16 protein-coding genes, 1 tRNA gene and 1 pseudogene are annotated in these 20,658 nt (G+C 42.2%); 6 read left to right on the top strand and 12 right to left on the bottom strand.

The features are described 5' to 3' along the window. Positions 1-3: 3 nt before the first annotated feature. From BLP33_RS08850 to BLP33_RS08890, 9 genes are all read right to left on the bottom strand, one after another. Positions 4-1,200, bottom strand: a complete 1,197-nt coding sequence (locus BLP33_RS08850) for a Gfo/Idh/MocA family protein (RefSeq protein ID WP_217633144.1) — start codon at positions 1,198-1,200, stop codon at positions 4-6. A 26-nt stretch (positions 1,201-1,226) separates the two neighbouring features. After that, a complete protein-coding gene (ruvB, locus tag BLP33_RS08855) occupies positions 1,227-2,249 on the bottom strand; it encodes a Holliday junction branch migration DNA helicase RuvB (RefSeq protein ID WP_090526672.1) in 1,023 nt (340 codons plus the stop codon). A gap of 205 nt (positions 2,250-2,454) precedes the next feature. Beyond that, the gene (locus tag BLP33_RS08860) at positions 2,455-3,186 is read right to left on the bottom strand and encodes a polyprenol monophosphomannose synthase (RefSeq protein WP_090526674.1); all 732 of its coding nucleotides are present in this window, start codon (positions 3,184-3,186) and stop codon (positions 2,455-2,457) included. Between the two features lie 116 nt (positions 3,187-3,302). Continuing rightward, positions 3,303-4,781 carry a POT-type proton-dependent oligopeptide transporter gene (locus BLP33_RS08865; RefSeq protein ID WP_090526676.1) on the bottom strand — a complete coding sequence of 493 codons (1,479 nt, stop codon included), beginning with the start codon at positions 4,779-4,781 and terminating at the stop codon, positions 3,303-3,305. A 121-nt stretch (positions 4,782-4,902) separates the two neighbouring features. Beyond that, on the bottom strand, positions 4,903-5,826 hold the full coding sequence (locus BLP33_RS08870) for a hypothetical protein (RefSeq protein ID WP_139159962.1): 924 nt from the start codon (positions 5,824-5,826) through the stop codon (positions 4,903-4,905). Positions 5,827-6,135: 309 nt separating this feature from the next. Then, positions 6,136-7,314 (bottom strand): acetyl-CoA C-acyltransferase, encoded by a 1,179-nt coding sequence (locus BLP33_RS08875; protein ID WP_090526680.1) that lies wholly within the window; start codon positions 7,312-7,314, stop codon positions 6,136-6,138. Between the two features lie 233 nt (positions 7,315-7,547). Then, the gene (locus BLP33_RS08880) at positions 7,548-7,724 is read right to left on the bottom strand and encodes a type II toxin-antitoxin system antitoxin (protein ID WP_090526683.1); all 177 of its coding nucleotides are present in this window, start codon (positions 7,722-7,724) and stop codon (positions 7,548-7,550) included. A 1-nt stretch (position 7,725) separates the two neighbouring features. Continuing rightward, a complete protein-coding gene (locus BLP33_RS08885; protein ID WP_139159963.1) occupies positions 7,726-8,253 on the bottom strand; it encodes a hypothetical protein in 528 nt (175 codons plus the stop codon). Between the two features lie 4 nt (positions 8,254-8,257). Then, a complete protein-coding gene (locus BLP33_RS08890) occupies positions 8,258-9,115 on the bottom strand; it encodes an SPFH domain-containing protein (RefSeq protein WP_090526686.1) in 858 nt (285 codons plus the stop codon). A 114-nt stretch (positions 9,116-9,229) separates the two neighbouring features. Here BLP33_RS08890 and BLP33_RS08895 point away from each other — a divergent pair, with 114 nt between their 5' ends. From BLP33_RS08895 to BLP33_RS08915, 6 genes and pseudogenes are all read left to right on the top strand, one after another. Further along, positions 9,230-11,299, top strand: coding sequence for an HD family phosphohydrolase (locus tag BLP33_RS08895; RefSeq protein WP_090526688.1), 2,070 nt, complete (start codon positions 9,230-9,232; stop codon positions 11,297-11,299). 85 nt (positions 11,300-11,384) lie between these two features. Beyond that, positions 11,385-11,471, top strand: a tRNA-Ser gene (locus BLP33_RS08900). 243 nt (positions 11,472-11,714) lie between these two features. After that, positions 11,715-12,023, top strand: coding sequence for an ATP-binding protein (locus BLP33_RS08905; protein ID WP_217633145.1), 309 nt, complete (start codon positions 11,715-11,717; stop codon positions 12,021-12,023). A 90-nt stretch (positions 12,024-12,113) separates the two neighbouring features. Further along, positions 12,114-12,380: pseudogene (locus tag BLP33_RS27785) on the top strand (tRNA(His) guanylyltransferase Thg1 family protein); the annotation flags it as partial. Between the two features lie 27 nt (positions 12,381-12,407). Further along, a complete protein-coding gene (locus BLP33_RS27730) occupies positions 12,408-12,767 on the top strand; it encodes a hypothetical protein (RefSeq protein WP_254780104.1) in 360 nt (119 codons plus the stop codon). A gap of 458 nt (positions 12,768-13,225) precedes the next feature. After that, entirely contained in the window at positions 13,226-13,654 is a 429-nt protein-coding gene (locus tag BLP33_RS08915; protein WP_090526690.1) for a GNAT family N-acetyltransferase, read from the top strand. A 53-nt stretch (positions 13,655-13,707) separates the two neighbouring features. On the opposite strand, the gene BLP33_RS08920 is transcribed toward BLP33_RS08915, so the two are convergent. The 3 genes from BLP33_RS08920 to BLP33_RS08930 all read right to left on the bottom strand — a co-directional run bounded on the left by BLP33_RS08920 (position 13,708) and on the right by BLP33_RS08930 (position 20,345). Next, positions 13,708-15,321 (bottom strand): FG-GAP repeat domain-containing protein, encoded by a 1,614-nt coding sequence (locus BLP33_RS08920; protein WP_090526692.1) that lies wholly within the window; start codon positions 15,319-15,321, stop codon positions 13,708-13,710. Positions 15,322-15,471: 150 nt separating this feature from the next. Further along, positions 15,472-17,160, bottom strand: a complete 1,689-nt coding sequence (locus BLP33_RS08925) for a RagB/SusD family nutrient uptake outer membrane protein (protein WP_090526694.1) — start codon at positions 17,158-17,160, stop codon at positions 15,472-15,474. 17 nt (positions 17,161-17,177) lie between these two features. Next, positions 17,178-20,345 carry a SusC/RagA family TonB-linked outer membrane protein gene (locus BLP33_RS08930; RefSeq protein WP_217633147.1) on the bottom strand — a complete coding sequence of 1,056 codons (3,168 nt, stop codon included), beginning with the start codon at positions 20,343-20,345 and terminating at the stop codon, positions 17,178-17,180. Positions 20,346-20,658: the final 313 nt, after the last annotated feature.

Below are 20,658 nucleotides of genomic sequence, written 5' to 3' on the forward strand. Positions count from 1 at the left end.
TTGTTATAAAACTATACGCTTTCCTTCTTTTATTGACCGCTTGGCGGCATCCAGGATTTGCATAACAATCATATTGTATTTTAATGATGAACGGTCATCCGGGTGCCTGAGCGGATTTGCGAGGGCCGAAGTAAAATAGGCTACCGGCGCATCAGCTGGTGCTACCAGTGGGGCAGCTTTATAACCTCTTACACGGTTATTAACTTTTATTTCAACACTATCCTTATCGAAGGCATGGATATAACCCTTAGCACCGAAAATCTCCATATCCTTGATACTGAAAGGCCAGTTCCAGGAGGCTTCAATTTGCCCGGTGGCATTGGCGTATTCAACCAATATGGTGGCATCATCCTCAACCTTCGGATATATGTTTGGTTTATAATGCCTTGCGATAGCGGTTACTGCTATCGGGCGCTGGCCCTTCATTAGCCAGGTCATCAAATCAGCGCCATAGCAGCCAAAATCATTCAGGGCGCCTGCACCATTTAATACGGGATCTGTTAACCAGCTCAAAAAGTCTTCGCTGCAGCCAATTTCGCGTGGCCCCTGGTGCCCGTCATGCACCACCATTTTACGGATCAAACCTATGCTGTCCTGCTTAACGGTATTATAAACATCCTGAAAGGATGGGTACCAGGTAGTTTCATAATTTGTTAATACTTTGACGTAGTATTTAAGGGCCAGAAACTCCATACGTTTAGCTTGCTCAAGGGTGGCGGCCAACGGTTTTTCAACCATTACAGAAATACCTAAGGGTGCGCAGGTCTCCACAATATCCACATGTTTGCCAACAGCGTTGTAACCCAACACAATAGCAGGCTTACGGGTGGTGCACATTTTCCTTAGGTCATCAAAAAACAGGGAATCGGGCAGGTTATATGCTTTGCCAAATTTTTCCCAAAGCTTTTTATCAGGTTCGGCAATGCCTACAATATTTACGTTTCCTTTTCGGTACTCACTTAATATGAGGTGGATATGGTCATGGTTTAAGCCCATAATACCTACTTTTAGCGTCGGTACAGGCTTGTGTATCACCGGTATGGTGTCTTTTTTTGCCTTGTTAACTGAATCGGTAGGTGCCGTAACCGAAGGGGCTGGTGCTGTACCCGGTGGCGGTGGTGTTGTTTGTGCCGATGCGATAGTTATGCAGCTTAAAAAGAGCATAGTTGTAGTGAGCAGTAGTTTTAATTTGGTTTTCATGATTGGTGGCGATGTATACGTTTATCTCAAAATAAGGATGGATTTCCTCCCAGCTTTATCTTTCCTAAATGTTTGTAGGCAGCTTCAGTAGCTTCACGGCCGCGGGCTGTACGCATTAAAAAGCCTTCCTGTATTAAAAACGGTTCGTAAACTTCTTCAATTGTGCCCTCGTCTTCACCAACTGCTGTTGCAACGGTTTTTAAACCTACAGGACCGCCTTTAAACTTATCAATAATGGTAAGCAGGATCTTGTTGTCCATTTCGTCCAGTCCGTGACTATCTACATTTAAAGCGTTCAATGCATACTGGGCAATCTCCGTATCAATCTTGCCATTTCCTTTGATTTGGGCGAAATCACGTGTGCGGCGAAGTAATGCATTGGCAATACGGGGGGTACCACGGCTGCGGCGGGCGATTTCATAAGCACCTTCATCAGTAATAGGTGTTTTTAGTATCGATGCCGAACGTAGTACAATGGTGGTAAGCAGTTTGGCATCATAATATTCCAGGCGCGAGTTGATACCAAACCTGGCCCTTAGAGGCGCAGTAAGCAAGCCGGAACGGGTAGTTGCGCCTACCAAGGTAAACGGATTAAGCGAAATTTGTACCGAACGGGCATTGGGGCCGCTCTCCAGCATAATATCTATCTTAAAATCCTCCATGGCCGAGTAAAGGTATTCTTCAACCAGCGGACTTAAGCGGTGAATTTCATCAATAAAAAGAATATCCCCGGTTTCAAGATTGGTAAGCAAACCCGCCAAATCCCCGGGTTTATCTAAAACAGGGCCTGAGGTGATCTTAATGCCTACACCCATTTCATTGGCGATAATGTGTGAAAGGGTGGTTTTGCCTAAACCCGGAGGGCCATGCAGCAATACATGATCAAGCGCCTCTCCGCGCTGGCGGGCCGCCTGTACAAAGATCTTTAAATTAGCTAATATTTTATGCTGACCGGTAAAGTCTTCAAATTGCTGCGGGCGCAATACTTTTTCAATATCACGTTCGGCCGGACTGAGACGTTCGCGTTCAGGGTCAAGATGCTCATTCATTGCCAACGAAATTAGTAATTTTTTAGGCCAAAGGTGAAAGGTTAAAGGTAAAAGGTTTGTTTCTTTTGAGGGGGCGAAAGGTTAAAGCTAAAAGGCAAAAGGTTTTTTCTTTCAGTGGATAGATTAATTTGCTTTAAAGACAAAAAGTTAAAGTTTTGTAATGTAACCTTTAACCTTTCGCCTTTATCCTTTCACCTTTAAAAAATCACCCCTCCGGGTACTTCCTGAAAATGCTGTTGATCTTCATCTGGATCACGCCTAAAAATGCTTCCCGGAAAATACGCGTCGACATTTTGGAGGTACCGGCAGTGCGGTCGGTAAATATAATCGGGACTTCTACCAGCTTAAAGCCATGTTTAATGGTAGTATATTTCATCTCGATCTGGAAAGCGTAACCAACAAACTTGATTTTATCCAGCTTAACGGTTTCAAGCACCCTGCGTTTGTAGCACATAAAACCCGCGGTGGCGTCTTGCACTTTCATGCCGGTTATAAAACGTACATATACTGATGCAAAATAGCTCATCAACACCCGGCTCATGGGCCAGTTTACCACGTTTACGCCAGTTACATAACGGGAGCCTATTGCCGCGTCGGCACCATCAATACAGGCTTGCCTTAGTTTCAACAGGTCATCCGGATTGTGCGAAAAGTCGGCATCCATCTCAAAAATATAGTCGTAATGGCGGGCTATACACCATTTAAAACCATGTATATAGGCAGTGCCCAATCCCTGTTTACCCGCTCGTTCTTCCATAAAAAGCCGACCGTCATATTCAGCTTGCAAACTTTTTACTATCTGCGGGGTACCGTCGGGTGATCCGTCGTCAATGATCAGGATATGAAAATCATGAGGCAAGGAAAATACCTTGCGGATCATCCGCTCGATATTTTCCTTCTCGTTATACGTGGGTATAATTACTATGCTATCGGGCACTGAATCGTATTTTGAAAAATGATGTAAACGTTTAAGGTGCGAAAATAATCAATTTACAGAGCATCAAAACAAAAAAACAGGAAAGCTTGCGCAATCCTGCAATTTTGGGTAATATTTTACAGGTTATGAGTGTCGGCAATAACCTGGTTTTCCACGTATGGGTCGGTAATGTAATTTCTTTCTTTAAGGCGTGGAGAAACGATCAGGAATATGATGATGAATACACTGATGAAAGCCACAAAAAACCATTCGTAATTGGCACCCTTAAGATTTTCAGCCCACCAGCCCCCGTCTTCAATAAGACCATTTACAAGGGCGGTGATCAGGTTTCCAAACGAAACAACCAGGAACCAAATTCCTGACATAGTACTTTTCATTGATTTTGGAGAATGGGTATAAGCATATTCCAAACCGGTAATTGACACCAATACTTCCGCAGCTGATAATATTAAAAAGGCCAGCACTTGCCACCACATTGACGGAGAGCCACCATGATCAATACTTACATGTGTAAAACCGATAACTACAAACGATAACGCCGTCAAAATCAAGCCCGCTCCGAGCCTGCGCAAAGGTGTTGTTTTCAACCCGATCTTATCTAAATTTGGATAAATCACATAGTTAAAAAGCGGGATGAATAACAGGAGGAAAATGGTATTAAATGTAGACATTGAACCCGGTTCTATCTGGAATGAGGTAAAACCAAGATTGATGTTTCGATCCATTTTTGCAGCATACAGCGTCCATTCTGAAAGGCATTGGTCCCAAACAGCCCAAAACGCCAGCGCAAAAAAGAATACAGAAATTACGCGGTATACCGCTTTAACTCCTTCAACACGTTCCGGGTCATAACTTTCTTTGGCAATATCAAGTAATGATTGCCCTGGTTTCTTTTTACTTAAATGGGTAAGTGCATACCAGGTAATAAACACCAGGTTATTTCGGTTTACGCCCTGCGGAGGCACTTTTACATATTTTTTGCGGCCCATAAAAAATATCACAGTTGCCAAACCCATTAATATGCCGGGAACACCAAAAGCCCATTTAGGGCCGTAATATTTGTAAATGGTAGGGATAGCAATCGTTGATAACATAGAGCCTGCATTGATGCTAAAGTAAAACCAACCGTAAACTTTTGAGAGCAAATCCTGGTTGCTGGCATCAAACTGGTCGCCTACGTTGGCCGAAACGCACGATTTGATACCACCCGCACCGATGGCGACAACAAGCATACCTATCTCAAAGCCACTAAGGCTTGTATCAAACATCGCCAGCAACAGGTGTCCAAAGCAATATACTACAGAAATATAAAGGATGAGCTTGTATTTGCCGGTAAACCAGTCGGCCACCATGCCGCCTACAAATGGTAAAGCGTAAGCCACCATAACAAATAAATGGTTCAGCTTATTGGCATGGGCATCAGCCTGTTGGGCTAACGCGGGATTACCTGCAGGGTTAAAGAATTGTTTTACCAAAAAAAGGGTAAGTATGGAACGCATGCCATAAAAGCTAAAACGTTCAGCGGCTTCATTGCCAATAATGTAAGGGACGCTCTTGGGGAATTTTGATTTTAGTGGAGCAGTTTTTTCTTGCATCAGTTAACTTAAAATTTGCTAAAGGTAATATAAATCTTCCAATCCGAAATTTAATACCGAAAGTGTTACAATTTAAACAATAAAAGTGTTGATTTTGGGGCTATTGCTGTTGTTTAATTTCTTAATGTTTTACCGGTAAAAGGGCGCGGTCTTTTGCGGCTTGCTTTTTGGGATCAATATATTCGTTATCGGTGGCCGAATTGCCGTCGGCAATGTTGCGCATGTCAAGGTTTTCTATATAAGTCCAGCGGCCATCTTTTAATTGGTAGCCATCGTAACTCAAATCGGGGCCAAAGGTTTCAGGTTTGTCTTTACTCCGGCCATCTGGCGCCGAAAGATGGTCAAAAACAATAATATTTTTCTCTGGCACAAATCTCAATAGCATCGATACCTGCCGGGCGTACTCAAATATAACACGGCTGCGGGTTTTGCCATTTCCGTTAAACACGGGCATGCCAAACTGCGGCACACCATTGTTAAATGAAATTGCATCGATCACTTTTTTTGTGGATTTAACGGTATTACCTTTCCACCCTAATAATACATAATATGGTTTGGGGCCGTACACCGACATTATCTTATAGTATTGGGCACCATACCATTTATGGCTATCGGTTACCGAATCCTCTGGGTTCTTCAATAAAGGCGAATAATCTTCGAGCGGGTACATTTTGAGCGGGCCGCCGGTATTTATTTGAACAGTTCCATAAAAGCGATAACTGCCATCGAGGTTTGTAACATGCCAGCTCAGGATGCGAAAACGGTTATCGGGTGAGTTTACAATGCTGATGCTTTTAACCGAATCAAAAGGGAACAGGAATGAGTTATTGACCTTCAGCGCTTGTACCAGTGTTTTAATGAACTGATAATTGGCATTTTTACGCTCCATGTCGTTCTCATCATTTACAATTTTTTTGCCAAGGCGAGTGAGACTATCCTGGTATTCGTTAAGTTTTTTGAGCCTTGTACCTTCGTCATGGTATTGCGCAAAAGTTTGCATGCAAAGCAGTATGGAGAAGATAGTAAGAAGGGTTTTTTTTGTCACTATTTTAATTTAATTAGTTGAGCTTATTTTTTATGTCTTTGCGAGATGGCTTTGTAAGTTTCTTTATATAGAATGAGATTGTTTCGTTTCTTATAATGACGTAATAGTAAGCTGTTGGTTAGTATTGTATTTATAATCTATTTTATAAATATGGGCGTTGCCTGAGGCCCGGGCTTTCCGTTACAAGTCCTCGCTTTGCATGCCCGCGACCCAACCTGCGCTGTGGGCTTTTCACTGCAATCCCTAACGCGCCCACACGCAACATCACTAAAAATATATTTTGCTTATAATGACGTTATTTATAAAATACTAACGTAAATTTTCGATAACCATTGCACTGGCACCGCCGCCTCCGTTACAGATACCTGCAGCGCCATATTTACCGTTATTTTGCTTTAATACGTGTAAAAGGGTAACAATGATTCGCGCACCCGAAGCGCCGAGAGGGTGGCCCAATGAAACAGCACCACCGTTAACGTTTACTTTTTCCGGGTCGAGGGTCAAAAGCTGGTTGTTGGCTATTGATACTACAGAGAAGGCTTCATTGATCTCAAAGAAGTCGATATCGGAATTTTGCAGGCCCGCCCTGTGCAGTGCCAGCGGAATAGCTTTTGAGGGCGCAGTGGTAAACCATTCGGGTGCCTGCTGGGCATCGGCGTAGGAAACCACCTTAGCCAATGGGGTTATACCGAGTTCATCCGCTTTTTCGCGGCTCATAAGCACTACAGCTGCGGCACCGTCATTAAGGGTCGAGGCGTTGGCGGCCGTAACCGTGCCATCTTTTTTAAATACGGGTTTTAATGATGGGATCTTGTCAAACTTAACTGTTTGAGGTTCCTCATCTTCAGTAAACATGGTGATATCGCCTTTTTTGTCTTTAAGACCAACCGGGGTAATTTCGTCTTTAAATTTACCGTCTGCCTGTGCTTTTTGGGCGCGCTGGTATGATAGTATGGCATATGCATCCTGTTCCTCCCGGCTGATGTTGCAGTCGGCGGCGCAAAGTTCGGCTGCTGAGCCCATGTGATAGTCGTTGTAAACATCCCAAAGACCGTCTTTTACCAAACCGTCAATGATTTGCCCGTTACCTAAACGGTAACCGTTGCGGGCCTTATCCAGGTAATAAGGTACGTTGCTCATGCTTTCCATGCCGCCTGCAACAACAATATCGTTTTGCCCTATGGCTATGCTTTGGGCGGCTAACATAATGGCTTTCATACCCGATGCACAAACTTTGTTAACGGTTGTTGCGGGCAGATAGGGGAGCCCTGCAAATATGGCTGCCTGTGTAGCAGGCGCCTGCCCAACATTGGCCGACATTACGTTGCCCATATAAATTTCCTGAACCTGATCGGGCTGTAAACCCGCTTTTTCAACTGCCGATTTGATGACTGCCGCGCCCAGCTGTGTGGCACTGATAGCGGCCAGACTGCCTCCAAAACTACCTATAGGTGTGCGTGTAGCTGCAACTATTACTACTTCTTTCATGTGTCCCTCATTAAAATTGGTGGGCAAATTTAGTGATTTGGATGAAAGAAAATACTATGCATGCATAATAAAATTAGTTGCTGTTTTTTAGTGGCAGTAGCAGGTTTTAAATCAGTTGATAGTTTAGTTTGCAGTTTTTTGATTATGTAAAATTAGGGCTTCTGTAATGGGACAATAATTATACTAACTGCAAACTATAAACGGCAAACAGTTGCTACCTACTGCTACTGCCACTAATCACTATCTTCCTTTTTCTTCTTCGAACTCCCTTTTTTACGAGCATACAGGGCTTGTTGCATGAGGTATTCGATCTGGCCGTTGGTGCTTCTGAATTCTTCGGCAGCCCAGCTCTCAATCTCCTTCAGCATGTCGGGGTTAATGCGTAATACAAATGCTTTTTTTTCGGCCATATCAACTTGCGGCCGCTGCCTGGGCCTGTTTTAACAAAACTAAATTTATGCCCAGTAACGCCAATAGCGGCAGTTCTGGTACTTTTTTGATCATATCGAGGTTCATTTTTACAATAAATGGCTTTTTCCGGCTCCATATTTTGGTTTCTACATTCAGGATATCGCCCAATTGCTCGTTTACCCAGGTGCAGGTGCGTGAAAGGATCTTTTTATTATAAAAAGTAGCCATGAGCCCATTGTTTAAATTGAGCGTTATCTTACGGTTCCAGATGTCTGGTGTCACCAAACCTGTTTCCATGCCATCGGGCTGCTCAATAACAAGTTTTCGGCCTAACCAGTTCTTGCGTTTTACTATCCAGTTTCCATTCGCTGTTTCCAGTAAGCAAGCGCGTTTTAAAGCTCCTGTATAGGTGAGTTTACCATAGCTAAACTGCCCGTCGGTAAGTTCGTACCATGGCCGCCAAAAACCATGCCTCAGTACTGGTAATTCCGACACGCGGAGTTGGTCTAAGCTTCTGAATTGGTCCATGGTATTAATGGTATAAAGTACCGGTATTAACAACAGGGTTAACGGCTTTATCGCCGCAAAGTACAACCAGCAGATTGCTTACCATGGCCGCCTTGCGTTCTTCATCAAGTTCAACTATGTTTTTTTCGGATAGCTTGTTCAGTGCCATTTCAACCATGCCAACGGCACCTTCAACTATCAGCTTACGGGCAGCTATAATGGCCGATGCCTGCTGTACTTGCAGCATGGAATGCGCGATTTCCGGCGCGTAGGCCAAATGCGAGATGCGGGCTTCCAATACTTCAATGCCGGCGCGGTCAAGCCTTTCGTTCAATTCCTTCTCCAGCATGGAGCTTACCTGTTCGGCGCCGCCGCGTAGAGTAATGGCTGCAGTTTCATCCTCCAGGTTATCATAAGGGAAAGAGTTGGCCAGGTGCCTTACTGCAGCTTCGCTCTGGATATTTACATATTGAATGTAATTTTCAACCGCAAATACGGCAGCGGCGGTATCTTTTATCTGCCATACTATAACCGCTGCGATTTCAATAGGGTTGCCAATGCTATCGTTTACTTTCAGTTGCTGGCCATTAAGGTTAAAGGCTCTTAATGATACTTTTCTTTTTACGGTGAAAGGGTTCACCCAAAAAAAGCCATCTTTTTTTACAGTACCCAGGTACTTGCCGAAAAGGGTAAGCACTTTTGATTCGTTAGGATTAACGACAACAAGTCCCGGGAGCAGAAAAACGAAGCCGATGATAGCTAACATAGCGCCAATAGGTTCTTCACCCGCCCAAAAGCAAAGGGCAGCTATTACCAGTAATGCAAGGAATACAATAAGCACAGCAAAGCCGGATGGCGGGTTGATGGTTTTTTCAGGATTCATGATTTAGTTTGATTTTAAAATGATATCATAAAGATATCAAATTTATTTTTACAAAAGCAAGAAAAACTGCATATAACAGAAACTTATATTATTTTTGGCAGGTTAATCATTTAAATGGCAAAACTATCCACTTCGCGCCAAAAGGCTTTACTGCGCAAATACGCCCGTAATGTTAAGTTTTTGATGATGCTGATTAGTATCGTGCTTATTGTTTACTTTTTACCGAAGCAGGCAAAATTTAGCTACGAGCACGAAAAGGGGAGGATCTGGAACCAGAAAGACCTGGTATCGCCCTATAATTTCGCAATACTAAAAACACCGCAGGAAATCATGGCCGATCAAAAATCGGCACTAGAAAGCATAACGCCAATTTACCAGCTGGACGCAGGGATGCAAAACCAGCAGATAGAAGGTTTTAAAGCCGACCTGGAAATTAAATGGCATAATGCCGGTATCAATGACAAACTCAAGTCGAAGTACATTGCTGTCGGTACCGATTTATTGACCGAAATTTACCAGACAGGGGTTTTTAAACCCAATGCCAAATATCAGCAAAGCTCCGAAAATTATCCCATACGGATCCTGGACAGGAATGTGGCCACTGATAAAAACACCAGCGAACTGTTTACCAAAGAAAAAGCGCAGGCTTATTGTGATAAGGTATTGAGCAGGCATACTGATTTAGATAAAGCCTTCCTGCTCGATCTGATCAGCAACCGCCTCCAAAATAATCTTGCCTATGATAATAACCTTACTTCAAGACTGGAGAAGGAAGTTGTAGATGGTCTTTCGGTAACACGCGGAATGGTGCAAAAAGGAGAGGTGATAGTTTACAAAGGCTCGGTAGTTAATGACGATGTTTATCAAAAACTGGAATCATTTAAAAAAGCCTTTGAGGATAACGCCCGTGTTAACGGTAACAGGAACTTAGTCCTCTTGGGGCAATTTTTCCTGGTGGCTATAGCTATCTCGCTGCTCATGATTTTCCTGTATCTTTTTCGTAAGGATATTTACGCCGATAACAGGTTGGTAAGTTTGATATTACTGGTAATTACTACCATGCTGGCCACTTTATCGCTGGCTATAAAACTCCAGTTCCCGACTAATTTGTACTATATCCCTTATTGTATAGTACCTATTATTATCCGGATATTGTTTGATACCCGTTTGGCGCTTAATATCCATTTGCTGGTGGTGCTCATAGCCGGTTTTTTTGTGCCTAACAGCTTTGAGTTTGCTTATTATGAAATTACGGCGGGTATGGTATCCATCTACAGTATTAAAAACCTGGTACGCCGCGAGCAGTTTCTGATCTCGGCAGTGATCATTATTTTTACCTACTTCGTGGCATTTTTGGGGATTACCTTTATTCGTGAGGGTGATTTCCTGAATATCGACTGGATGGACTTTTTGCCGTTTGTAGTTAGCGTGCTGCTTACCCTGCTGGCTTACCCGCTTATTTATTTGTTCGAGAAGGTTTTTGCCATCACTTCCGAAATTACGCTCATTGAGCTTACCAATACAAACGCGCCATTATTGCGCGAACTGGCTTTTAACGCTCCGGGTACCTTTCAGCATTCGCTGCAGGTGGCCAACCTGGCCGAAAACGCTATTTATGCAGTTGGCGGCAATGCCCTGCTGGTTAGGGCGGGGGCGCTTTATCATGATATAGGCAAAATGGAGAACCCCCTGTTCTTTATCGAAAACCAAAGTTCGGGCTTTAACCCGCATGATAAACTGCCTTATGAAGAAAGTGCCCAGATCATTATCCGCCACGTGAGCAGGGGTATTGAAATGGCACGCAAAGCTAATCTGCCCGAGGTGGTGATCGATTTTATCCGTACCCATCATGGTAATACCCGCGTGGATTATTTTTACCAGTCGTCATTGAAAAATTTCCCGGAAAAATTCATCAACGAAAACATATTTCGCTATCCCGGCCCCATTCCTTTTACCAAAGAAGGTGCCGTTTTAATGCTTGCCGACTCAGTTGAGGCCGCATCGCGCTCATTAAAAGAGCCCGATGAAGAATCCATCAGTGTACTGGTAGACCGTATTGTAAAATACAAGCTTGATCAAAACCAGTTGAAAGACAGTAATATAACTTTGAAAGACATAGAAACAATCAAGGCTATTTTTAAGCGCATGCTGATGAGTATTTATCATGTTAGAATAGATTATTAAAAAATGTAATTTTTTTTTGCGGGGATACTTGAATTACTATATTTGCAGTCCCTGAAAAAAGGGATATAATTAAAAAAAACAAAACGGAGAGATGCCTGAGAGGCCGAAAGGAACAGTTTGCTAAACTGTCGTACTGGAAACGGTACCGAGGGTTCGAATCCCTCTCTCTCCGCTTCGCAAGAGGATCGCAAGTTGCGGTCCTTTTTTGTTGCTATAGGTCCCGTCATAAAAGTCGACACTGTTTACTTACATCCATTAAACGCTTACATTTGCACAAATGGAAGCGTTTAATATTTTGCGGAATTCAGGCGACAGGTAAAACTACTTTCTTTAAAGAGAGTTTTTTTAACACCCACATGCGTATTTCCTTAGACCAGCTAAACACAAGAAATAAAGAATTGAGGTTTATAGAAACTTGCATCCAACATCCCATCCTTTTGTAATAGATAACACTAATTCTTCCCTGGAAGAAAGAGCAAAATATATAACTATCGCGAAAGCAAATAACTTTAAAGTGATTGGATATTATTTTCAATATAAGATAACGGATGCCATAAAGCGGAATAATCAACGTGTTGGTAAAGAAAATATCCCTGAAATTGGCATACGGGGAACTTTTAAGCGTCTTGTCTTACCGCAGATAACAGAAGGTTTTGATGAACTTTATTATGTAGTAGCGGAAAATAATACATTTACAGTAAACAAATGGTCAGATGAAGTTTGATGATTTAGATGAAAAAATGAGGATATACGAAACCTCACAAGACCGCTGCGTACTCCCTGATATGTACATTGTAGCCATGGACGAAGTTTCACCAGACTTACAAAAGAAACACACAAATTCGAAGCACCTTTTGACGAAAAATTTCGGGACTTGATGGTTGAAACAGTAAAACACCTGATGAATTGCGGTTTCAATGTGATATATGGTTATACCGAAAGTGACGAAATATCACTGCTCCTGCATCCAAACGAAAATCTTTTTGGCCGAAAGACCAGAAAATACATTTCCATATTAGCAAGCGAAGCCAGCGCCAAATTCTCAGCATCGCTGGGCAGCGTGGCAGCTTTTGACTGCCGCCTCTCAGAGCTTCCCAATAGAAATTTAGTGGAAGATTATTTTAGATGGCGTAATGAAGACGCACACAGAAACGCCTTAAATGCACATTGTTACTGGCGGCTAAGACAAGATGGTTTTACCATGAATGAGGCAACTTTAAAAATCGAGGGGATGAGCATTGCTAATAAAAATGAATTATTATTTCAGTATGGCGTAAATTTCAACAATCTTCCCGCTTGGCAAAAAAGAGGAATAGGTTTGTATTGGAAGGATTTAAAAAAGGAAGGATTTAATCCGAAGACCGATGAACACGTGTTAATTAACCGACGTGCACTTTATACAAACATGGAACTGCCCATGCGGGATGAATACAACAAATTTATACACGATTTGGTAGGCAAGTACTAAAAGCAGGACTGAGTTTACACTTTCTTAATACTTTTTACGATTTCCAAAATCCCTTCCAGGTGTTCTAACAGGTTTCCATTCACTCTGCTGATGTTGATGTGGGGCTATTTAAAAGTTTGTAAATAAAATAATTGCAGGCTTTTATTTTTATGTCAAATACTCAAAATTTCCATTAATTCGCATCATAAAGGACTATTGATAGAACTTTAAAAAACGATTTACAAATGGTGTAAACCTTATGTGCAGTCATATACAATTTAATACCATTATTTTACTCTTGTTGTTTCTTTAAAAACATACCTATAAATTGGTTCTGTAATCTAAATATCAGTCACTTTTATATCGGCATTATTTGATTTTCGATAAAGGGTTAATATGTATTAATCTGCTCTGTTACTTGTCGCCAACCTGGCTGATATAACCGATTTTAATTAAGTAAAATAAATTTTATACCAATCATGATTGAACAGGGAACTTACCTAAAGTCGAAAATTTATGATTTAATGAACCTGATGATCAACGATGAAAGCGGGTTGTTTGAAGTAGGCGATTTGGATGGTTATATTGATAAGTTAATTGAAAAAGCATGTATCATAACTATTATGGCACAGGATGCTTTACAGGGTTTTTTGGCTTATTATGCCAATGATTATGAGAATAAAGTTGGGTTTATCTCCATGCTGATCATTGATCCTTCTACAAAACGGATGGGTTATGGCCGAAGGCTTGTTGAATTTGCGTTAAAAGATTTAACAATGAAGGGATTTGAAAAATGCCGCACCGAGGTGAATGCTGACAACATCAAAGCAGTAAATATTTGTAAAAGGTTAGGCTTTACATATGTGGGTACTAATGATATATATATGGTGTTTGAAAAACAGCTATAATTCCCTCAAATAACCCTGATCATTTGCATTGAAAATTAATTTAGTTGCTGCTTTCACTTAGAAGCGTTTTTCAAAATGTAGAAAAGCGGCTCTTTGATATTATAGCTGAAGGGGCCAAAATCAAAAAAAGCATTTCCGATAAGCAGGTCGGGTTTTCCATCACCGTTTATATCACCGGCGTCGAGAGTTACCGCGCGTTCAAACTTTGTATCGGCCGGAAAAGCATATGGTACAAAGTTTAAGTTACCGGTGTTCTTTAAATATATAAAACCTTCTTCGGGTTGCTTTGCATCGGTAAAAAGGCTGATTGTTGCAAGATCAATATTTCCGTCACCATCAAAATCTTTAGCGATGGCTTTATAGCAGCCGTTTATGGGATAAAAATACCGCTGTTTGTAATTGCCTTTCCCATCGTTCAAAAAAATGTAGACACCATGGTATGGTTTTAATACGAGCGTTGCATTCCCATTATCGCCGCAAGTGTAAACTATGTCTTTATAGCCGTCATGGTTCATGTCAACCATTTCAAAGTAGGACGACCCATAAATCGGCGGGAACCTTAAAATTTCCTTTGAATCAAATTTGCCGCTCCCTTTGTTTTCGAAATGAAAAATGCCTTCTTCGCCCTGTGCAAAAAGCACATATAAGCCGGGCAACTTGTTGTCCTGGTAATCGATATACGCTTTTATAGCTCCGGGTAAATTACTTATCAAGTGTTTGGTGAAAGCGCCGTTACCCAAATTCTCCATCCAGCAAAGCTCACCGGTTATACTCCCAAATTCACAAATAACATAGTCGGTTTTGTTGTCATTATTTAAATCGGCCGCCAGTATTTGAACCGGGCGACCAAGCTTATTGAATACAGGCTGAGATGCTAATTGCATTTTGCCTTCGGCGGAAATGGTTAATGGGGTTATAGTCCCCAGTTTATCGCTGTTGGCACCTAATTCATTGCCTATGGTGCAGATCATGGTATTGCCATGGTCGAAAAGCATATCAACCACAGGGCCGGTTGTTGATACCGAATCGATGATATTTAATTGACCTGATAAAAGATAAAGCTTTTTTGTTTGCCCGTTGGCAACAAAAACACGAGCGGGCTTAACACTGTTGTCAATTCTTACATAGCAGCCCAGCACTTGTTTGCCGTCAAATGATTGCTGTGATTTTTGGATGTTAAAAAAGGGGAGTTCCCGTTTAATAGCCATGGGCCTGTTTTGTGCAGGTAAGGCGATAGGGGCGGTGTTCATGTAATAATCGATAATATCCTGCCATTGTTCCTCATTTAATGCGGGCTTGTCGGGCACAATCAAATCGTCGCCCTTAATTGTCCCTACGTATGACTCACCTCTGTGGGCTTTAATGCCCATACGTAAACCCATTTGCGGAAATACATTTTTCCATTTAAACCTGCTAAGCAAGGCTGGTTCGGGCAGCATATGGCACGAGCGGCAATATTGTTGTGATAATATCTTACCCCTGGCAATGCTTTGAAGGGTTGCCATCGGGTAATCGGTACGTAGATCTGTACCGGCATTATCCTGTTTGTTTTCAGAGAAATGCCATATTGAATAAACTACCAAAACGGTTATGACCAAAACAATCGAACCAACAATTACAACTTTGCGATTTTTTGCAGGACGGTGACTATCAGGTTTATTATTCATGAATATTTTAAAAGGCGTTTAATATACAAAAGCTAAAAACAGAATGCACAAAGCTTAAAGCTAAAAAATATTAATCGGTGAGAGTTGTCTTTAAATACATAACCCCTGGACATTTGCCCCGGGGTTATGTAAAATCAAGGTATTAATCTTTTAGTATCCTGGGTTTTGTACCAGTTTTTTATTCTTGTCAATTTCCGCTTGCGGAATTGGCATCCAGTTTTGCCGCTCGAAGAAGGTATTGGTGAATATCTTGACCGGGGTATACGTTAGTCCTGAGCCGCCGGCTTCGATCTTCATACCATATTCCGGCGTGGTAAGCACACCGTTTGTGCCGGTAGTTATCAGCCATCTGCGAATATCAAACCATCGCTTATCCTCAAATGCGAGCTCAATGCGGCGTTCGCGACGAATATATGCACGCATTTGATCCTTTGTTAAGCCCGCTTTTACAGCAGGCAATGCAGATCTCGCCCTTACTTTATTAACCGCGTCATAAACCGATGCATCCGGCCCGACCGCTTCATTTTGCGCTTCAGCATAGCTTAACAGCACTTCCGCGTAACGGAAAATAATGTAATTGGCAAAGCTCGGCGCCAGGTTGATACTGGTTTGCCCGGTGATGCTTTCATCCAGTGTTTTGCGGGCATAATAACCGGTATTGGTAATATCACTTGACGAGCCAAGGTCTATCTGGTTACTGCCACCTATTCGCGTTTTTATTATGTCTCCCTGCCATGTTGCACCATCATATAAGATTGACTGATAGAAACGTTGCTCACGATGCGTGTAAGGGGCTTGAGGATTATAACCTGAAGCCGCATCTGTAATAGGCAAGCCATTATCCATCGAGTAATCATCAATCAGGCCCTGTGTTGGAGCAAGGTTTCCCCATGACTGCTGAACACCGTTTACATACACCGGGCCCAGGTAACCTTCCCGGTGACTGCCCTTTGCTGGTCCGGTAGCGTAGCCGCGAGCAAATATCGTTTCAACATTCCAGTTGTTTGCCGATAGAAACTGATCGGCATAAGAAGTAGCCGAAGTGTTGAACAGGCTATAAGTACCCATATCCATCACCGATTTGTTGGTAGCTGCTGCTTTACTCCATTTTCCCGCGTCATTGGCCGTGTTTACCAGCGGGCTGGCTGCAAAAAGCTCTACCCAGCCTTTAAGTGTTAGTGCAGCGCCTTTTGTGGCTCTCCCGGTTTGTGCTGCTTTTGTGGGTAAAACAGCGGCCGCGGCATCGCAATCAGCTTCAATAAAAGCGACTGTTTCATCAATAGTACCACGGGCAGTAAAAATATCAGTTCCGTTCCGGTTATCAAGCGGGACAGTAATAATAGGCACCCCGCCATAAGCTGTGAACAATAGTGAGTAGAAATAAGCTCTTAGAAACGTAACCTCGGCAACGCGTTGCTTATACCAGTCGTCGGTATACTTGGCTTTATTTAAGGCTGCCTGCTGCAGAAATACATTACATTTTCGTATTTTGGTATAGTTACCTTCCCATGACCACATACCGCCAGGGCCGGTAGGTACATTACTTGGCCCAATTGAACCTGCCCTTACAGTTGCCTGACCGTTTTCCCAGGCCGCTCCACAAAAGCTGTTATCAGCATATTGTTCGGTTAACTGGTAATCGTTATTGACATCCGGGATTTGATTATAAATGTCATTTATAAAGAGGTCTGCGTTGTTTTGAGAACTAAATGTTGCTACGTCAGTAAGAAATCCTTTGTTAATGACATTCAAAGAATCATCTTTTTTACATCCACTAATACTTACAACAAGCAAAGCAAGTAAAAAAAGTTCTCGGTATTTTATAAAAATCTGTTTCATCGCTTTCTTATTTTTAGTTAAAATGTGGCATTTAAACCTAATGAAAATACACGCTGCTGATAGTAGTTGGTGTTATTGCCGCTATTTTCCGGGTCAATAATTTCCTTTACATGAGGTAAATGGTTAATGACGTTTTGCCCTGCAACATAGATCCTTATGGATTGGACCTTGTTTTTTAATAGTTTGTTTGACAGCGTATAACCAAGTTCAAAGCTTTTTAAGCGGATGTAAGAGTCATTTCTGACGAACCAGGACGAGGTTTGTGTATTATTTGAGGTTGGTGTGCCGGTAACCCTTGGATATAAGGCATTAGGGGTAGATGGTGTCCAATGATCATCATACACCAATTGAGAGGCCGAACCAGATGCATTGAAAGGGAATGCGAAATAGTTACTGATAACAATGTTGCTGTTTCCCGAACCCTGGAACAGAACATCAAGATCGAAGTTTTTGAAGGTCAGTCTGGGCTCTAAGCCATAGATGATTTCAGGGGTATTAGGGTGCCCTATTACGGTTTGGTCATTGGCATCTATCTTACCATCTGGCGTGCCGTTAGGACCGCTTAAATCGGCGTATTCGATGTCACCTGGTTTAACCGGCCCGAAAGAAGGAACTGGCAACCCGGCTTTTAGCGTTCCGTCAGCATTAAAATCAGTTGTTTTGAAATAACCTAAGGCCTGGTACCCGAATATGGTATTTAATGGCCGGCCGGTGGTTCTTCTGTTGGGATTATCGGCTGTAGCACTTGTTTCGTAAGTTTGTAATAATTTATTTCTGGCAAAGGTGAATGTTCCCGTAACGTCCAGCCTTAAGTCTTTTGAAAAGCTATGAGAACTTTGTAGTGTAAGATCGATACCGTGATTGCTCATGATCCCGCCATTAACAAGCCCTAAACCCAGACCATATTCACCAGGTAATGTATTTTGAACCTTCACGAGCATATTCCCCCTTTTTTCATAAAAGTAATCTGCCTCAATACTTAATAGGCCCTTCCATAATGTCGCTTCAAATCCAATATCGGTTTTGGTCGCTTTTTCCCAGCCAATTCCAGGATTGCCCTGTAAAGATTCATAAATACCCTGGGTAGCACTACCGTTAATAACGGCCGAGTTTGCGTAAGGTTTGTAAGGGCTTAAATACTGATATGTTTGTATAGCACCACCATCACGCGGATAAGCTCCCGATTTTCCCCAAGAAGCCCGAAGTTTTAAATTATCAAGCCAGAGGATATTATCTTTGATGAATTTTTCTTCAGATAGTCGCCAACCAGCAGAAAAAGCAGGGAAAAAGCCGTATCTCTGGCCCGGGGCAAATAGATAGCTGCCGTCATATCTTCCTGATGCTTCAAGCAGATACTTCTTGTCATAGGCGTAGCCAATCCTGTACACATAACCAATTTGTTTTTGGCCTTCAGAATGACCGAAGTTAGTTGCATCCGCTGCTGCCGGACCGCCAAAATCCAGTTCATCAATATCAAGGTTGTAGTTATATTTAGTGGCCCCAAATGTTTGATACTTTACGCGGCGGCTCTCAAAAACGCCTAAAGCGGTGATATCGCTTTTACCGAAAGAACCCGAATAAGATAGTAACCCCTGAATGGTTAATGTGTGGTTTTGACTATAATTTTCCGCAAAGGTCGCCTTTGAATTTCCCTGGATCCCTTGTTTGTAAGTATAAGGAGTAGTAGTTACATCAACGTTATAGAAAGGTATGGGTGTGGTGTAAATACGCTGGAACGAAGTTTGATTTCCTGTGAATAACGGATCAGGCCCGTTATCATAGCTGATTACGCCTTTTAAGCTTAACCCTTTAATCGGTAATTTTTGATCCACAGTAAACTGTGATAATACAGCGGTATTTTCATTGAATTGATAACCGCTGTGATAAATTTCGCCTATAAGCGACTGACCGATATAGCCGGACCATAACCCGTTACTGTAATAAATAGGCGTTGTCGGCGCCTGGCGTTGAGCCTGCCCAATAATTGTGGCAGCACTTTGGGATGGAAAGTGCTGATCTTCTACATAACTGTTAACAGAGAGTGATACCGTTGTGGTTTTAGTGGCGTTTGCAGTTAAGTTTAACGAACCATTATATTTATCAAGATAGGTTGTGCTCCACATACCTGCCTGGTGAGTATATCCAAGGGCTGCGAAATACTTGATGTCTTCTGTACCTCCCGAAAGTGTCACATTATGATACGTGATTGGACGGTTTTTCTGGATAATTTGCTGCAAAGGATGTCCATCGGGGTGCCCATCGGGATCTGAATGATCTTTGAATTTTTGAATATCATCTGCTGTATATGCCGGTGGCTGACCATCATTGGCATTGGCCTCATTACGCAGCAATGCATACTCATACGAGCCTACAAATGTGGGCACCTTGGTTGGGTTTTGGATACCATAGTATCCGTTATAAGTTAGCGTTGGTTTGCCTGATTTACCCTTTTTGGTAGTAACCAGTATTACGCCATTTGCACCCGCCACACCATATGGAGCAACAGCAGCAGCATCTTTTAATACCGATACGTTTTCGATAGTATTAGGATCAAGACGGCTGAAATCGCGTGGCACACCATCAACAATAAGCAGGGGAGAACTGCCGCCGGTTGATCCGATGCCCCTGATCAATATGTTTGAACCGTCATAACCTGGTTCGCCGCTACCCTGGGTTATGATTAAGCCAGAGGCACGACCAACAAGGCTGTTGGTTAAGTTAACCACCGGTTTTTTTGCAATTTCGGTGGTTTGAATGGTTGATACGGCTGCGGTTGAGGATGTTTTCTTTTGAGTACCGTAACCTACAACGATAACTTCATTCAGGTTTTTTGCGTTCACCTGCAACCTGATGGTTACTGAAGTTTGTCCGTTTAAAGGAAACTCCGCCTGTTCATAACCTATATAGCTAACTATCAATATAGCATTAGGATCGGCATTAAGCGTGAAGCTACCATTTACATCGGTAACGGCACCTGTGCTGGTTCCTTTGATTTTTACAGACGCGCCGATGATGGTTTCGCCGGTGGTTTTGTCAATTACTTTACCTTTAATAGGTACAGCGACGGTATATCGGTTAAGTTTTATTCCGCTGAAAGAGTTAAAGGCAGTAGCTGCATAGCTGCTTGTTTGCATAGCTATCAGCAGGATCAGTGATAAAACTACTGATCCGGATTTTCTTCTCAAAGATATTTTATCGGGTAAAAAATATTGCATAATTGGGAGTGATTAGAATTTAAAACTTGGCATTAGTTAATGCGTATGGATCATGGTCCGTTTTCCTTTTAGTTTTTCTGTCTTGTCATAATTTTTTGTTAGGTTATGAAATGAGTTAATAGAATAATTGTTAAAACAACAGTTTAAATTTAGGATGCAATTCAGGCAGTAATTTCAAAGAACAATGGCTTCCCGTTTTAAGCTTGCATTAATAATTATAGCCTGGTGTTTCTTAAAACTTAAGAAGCTATATTATTGAACAACATCAGCAGGCAATTTTTAA

Source organism: Mucilaginibacter sp. NFR10 (assembly GCF_900100445.1).
Taxonomy (GTDB): domain Bacteria; phylum Bacteroidota; class Bacteroidia; order Sphingobacteriales; family Sphingobacteriaceae; genus Mucilaginibacter; species Mucilaginibacter rubeus.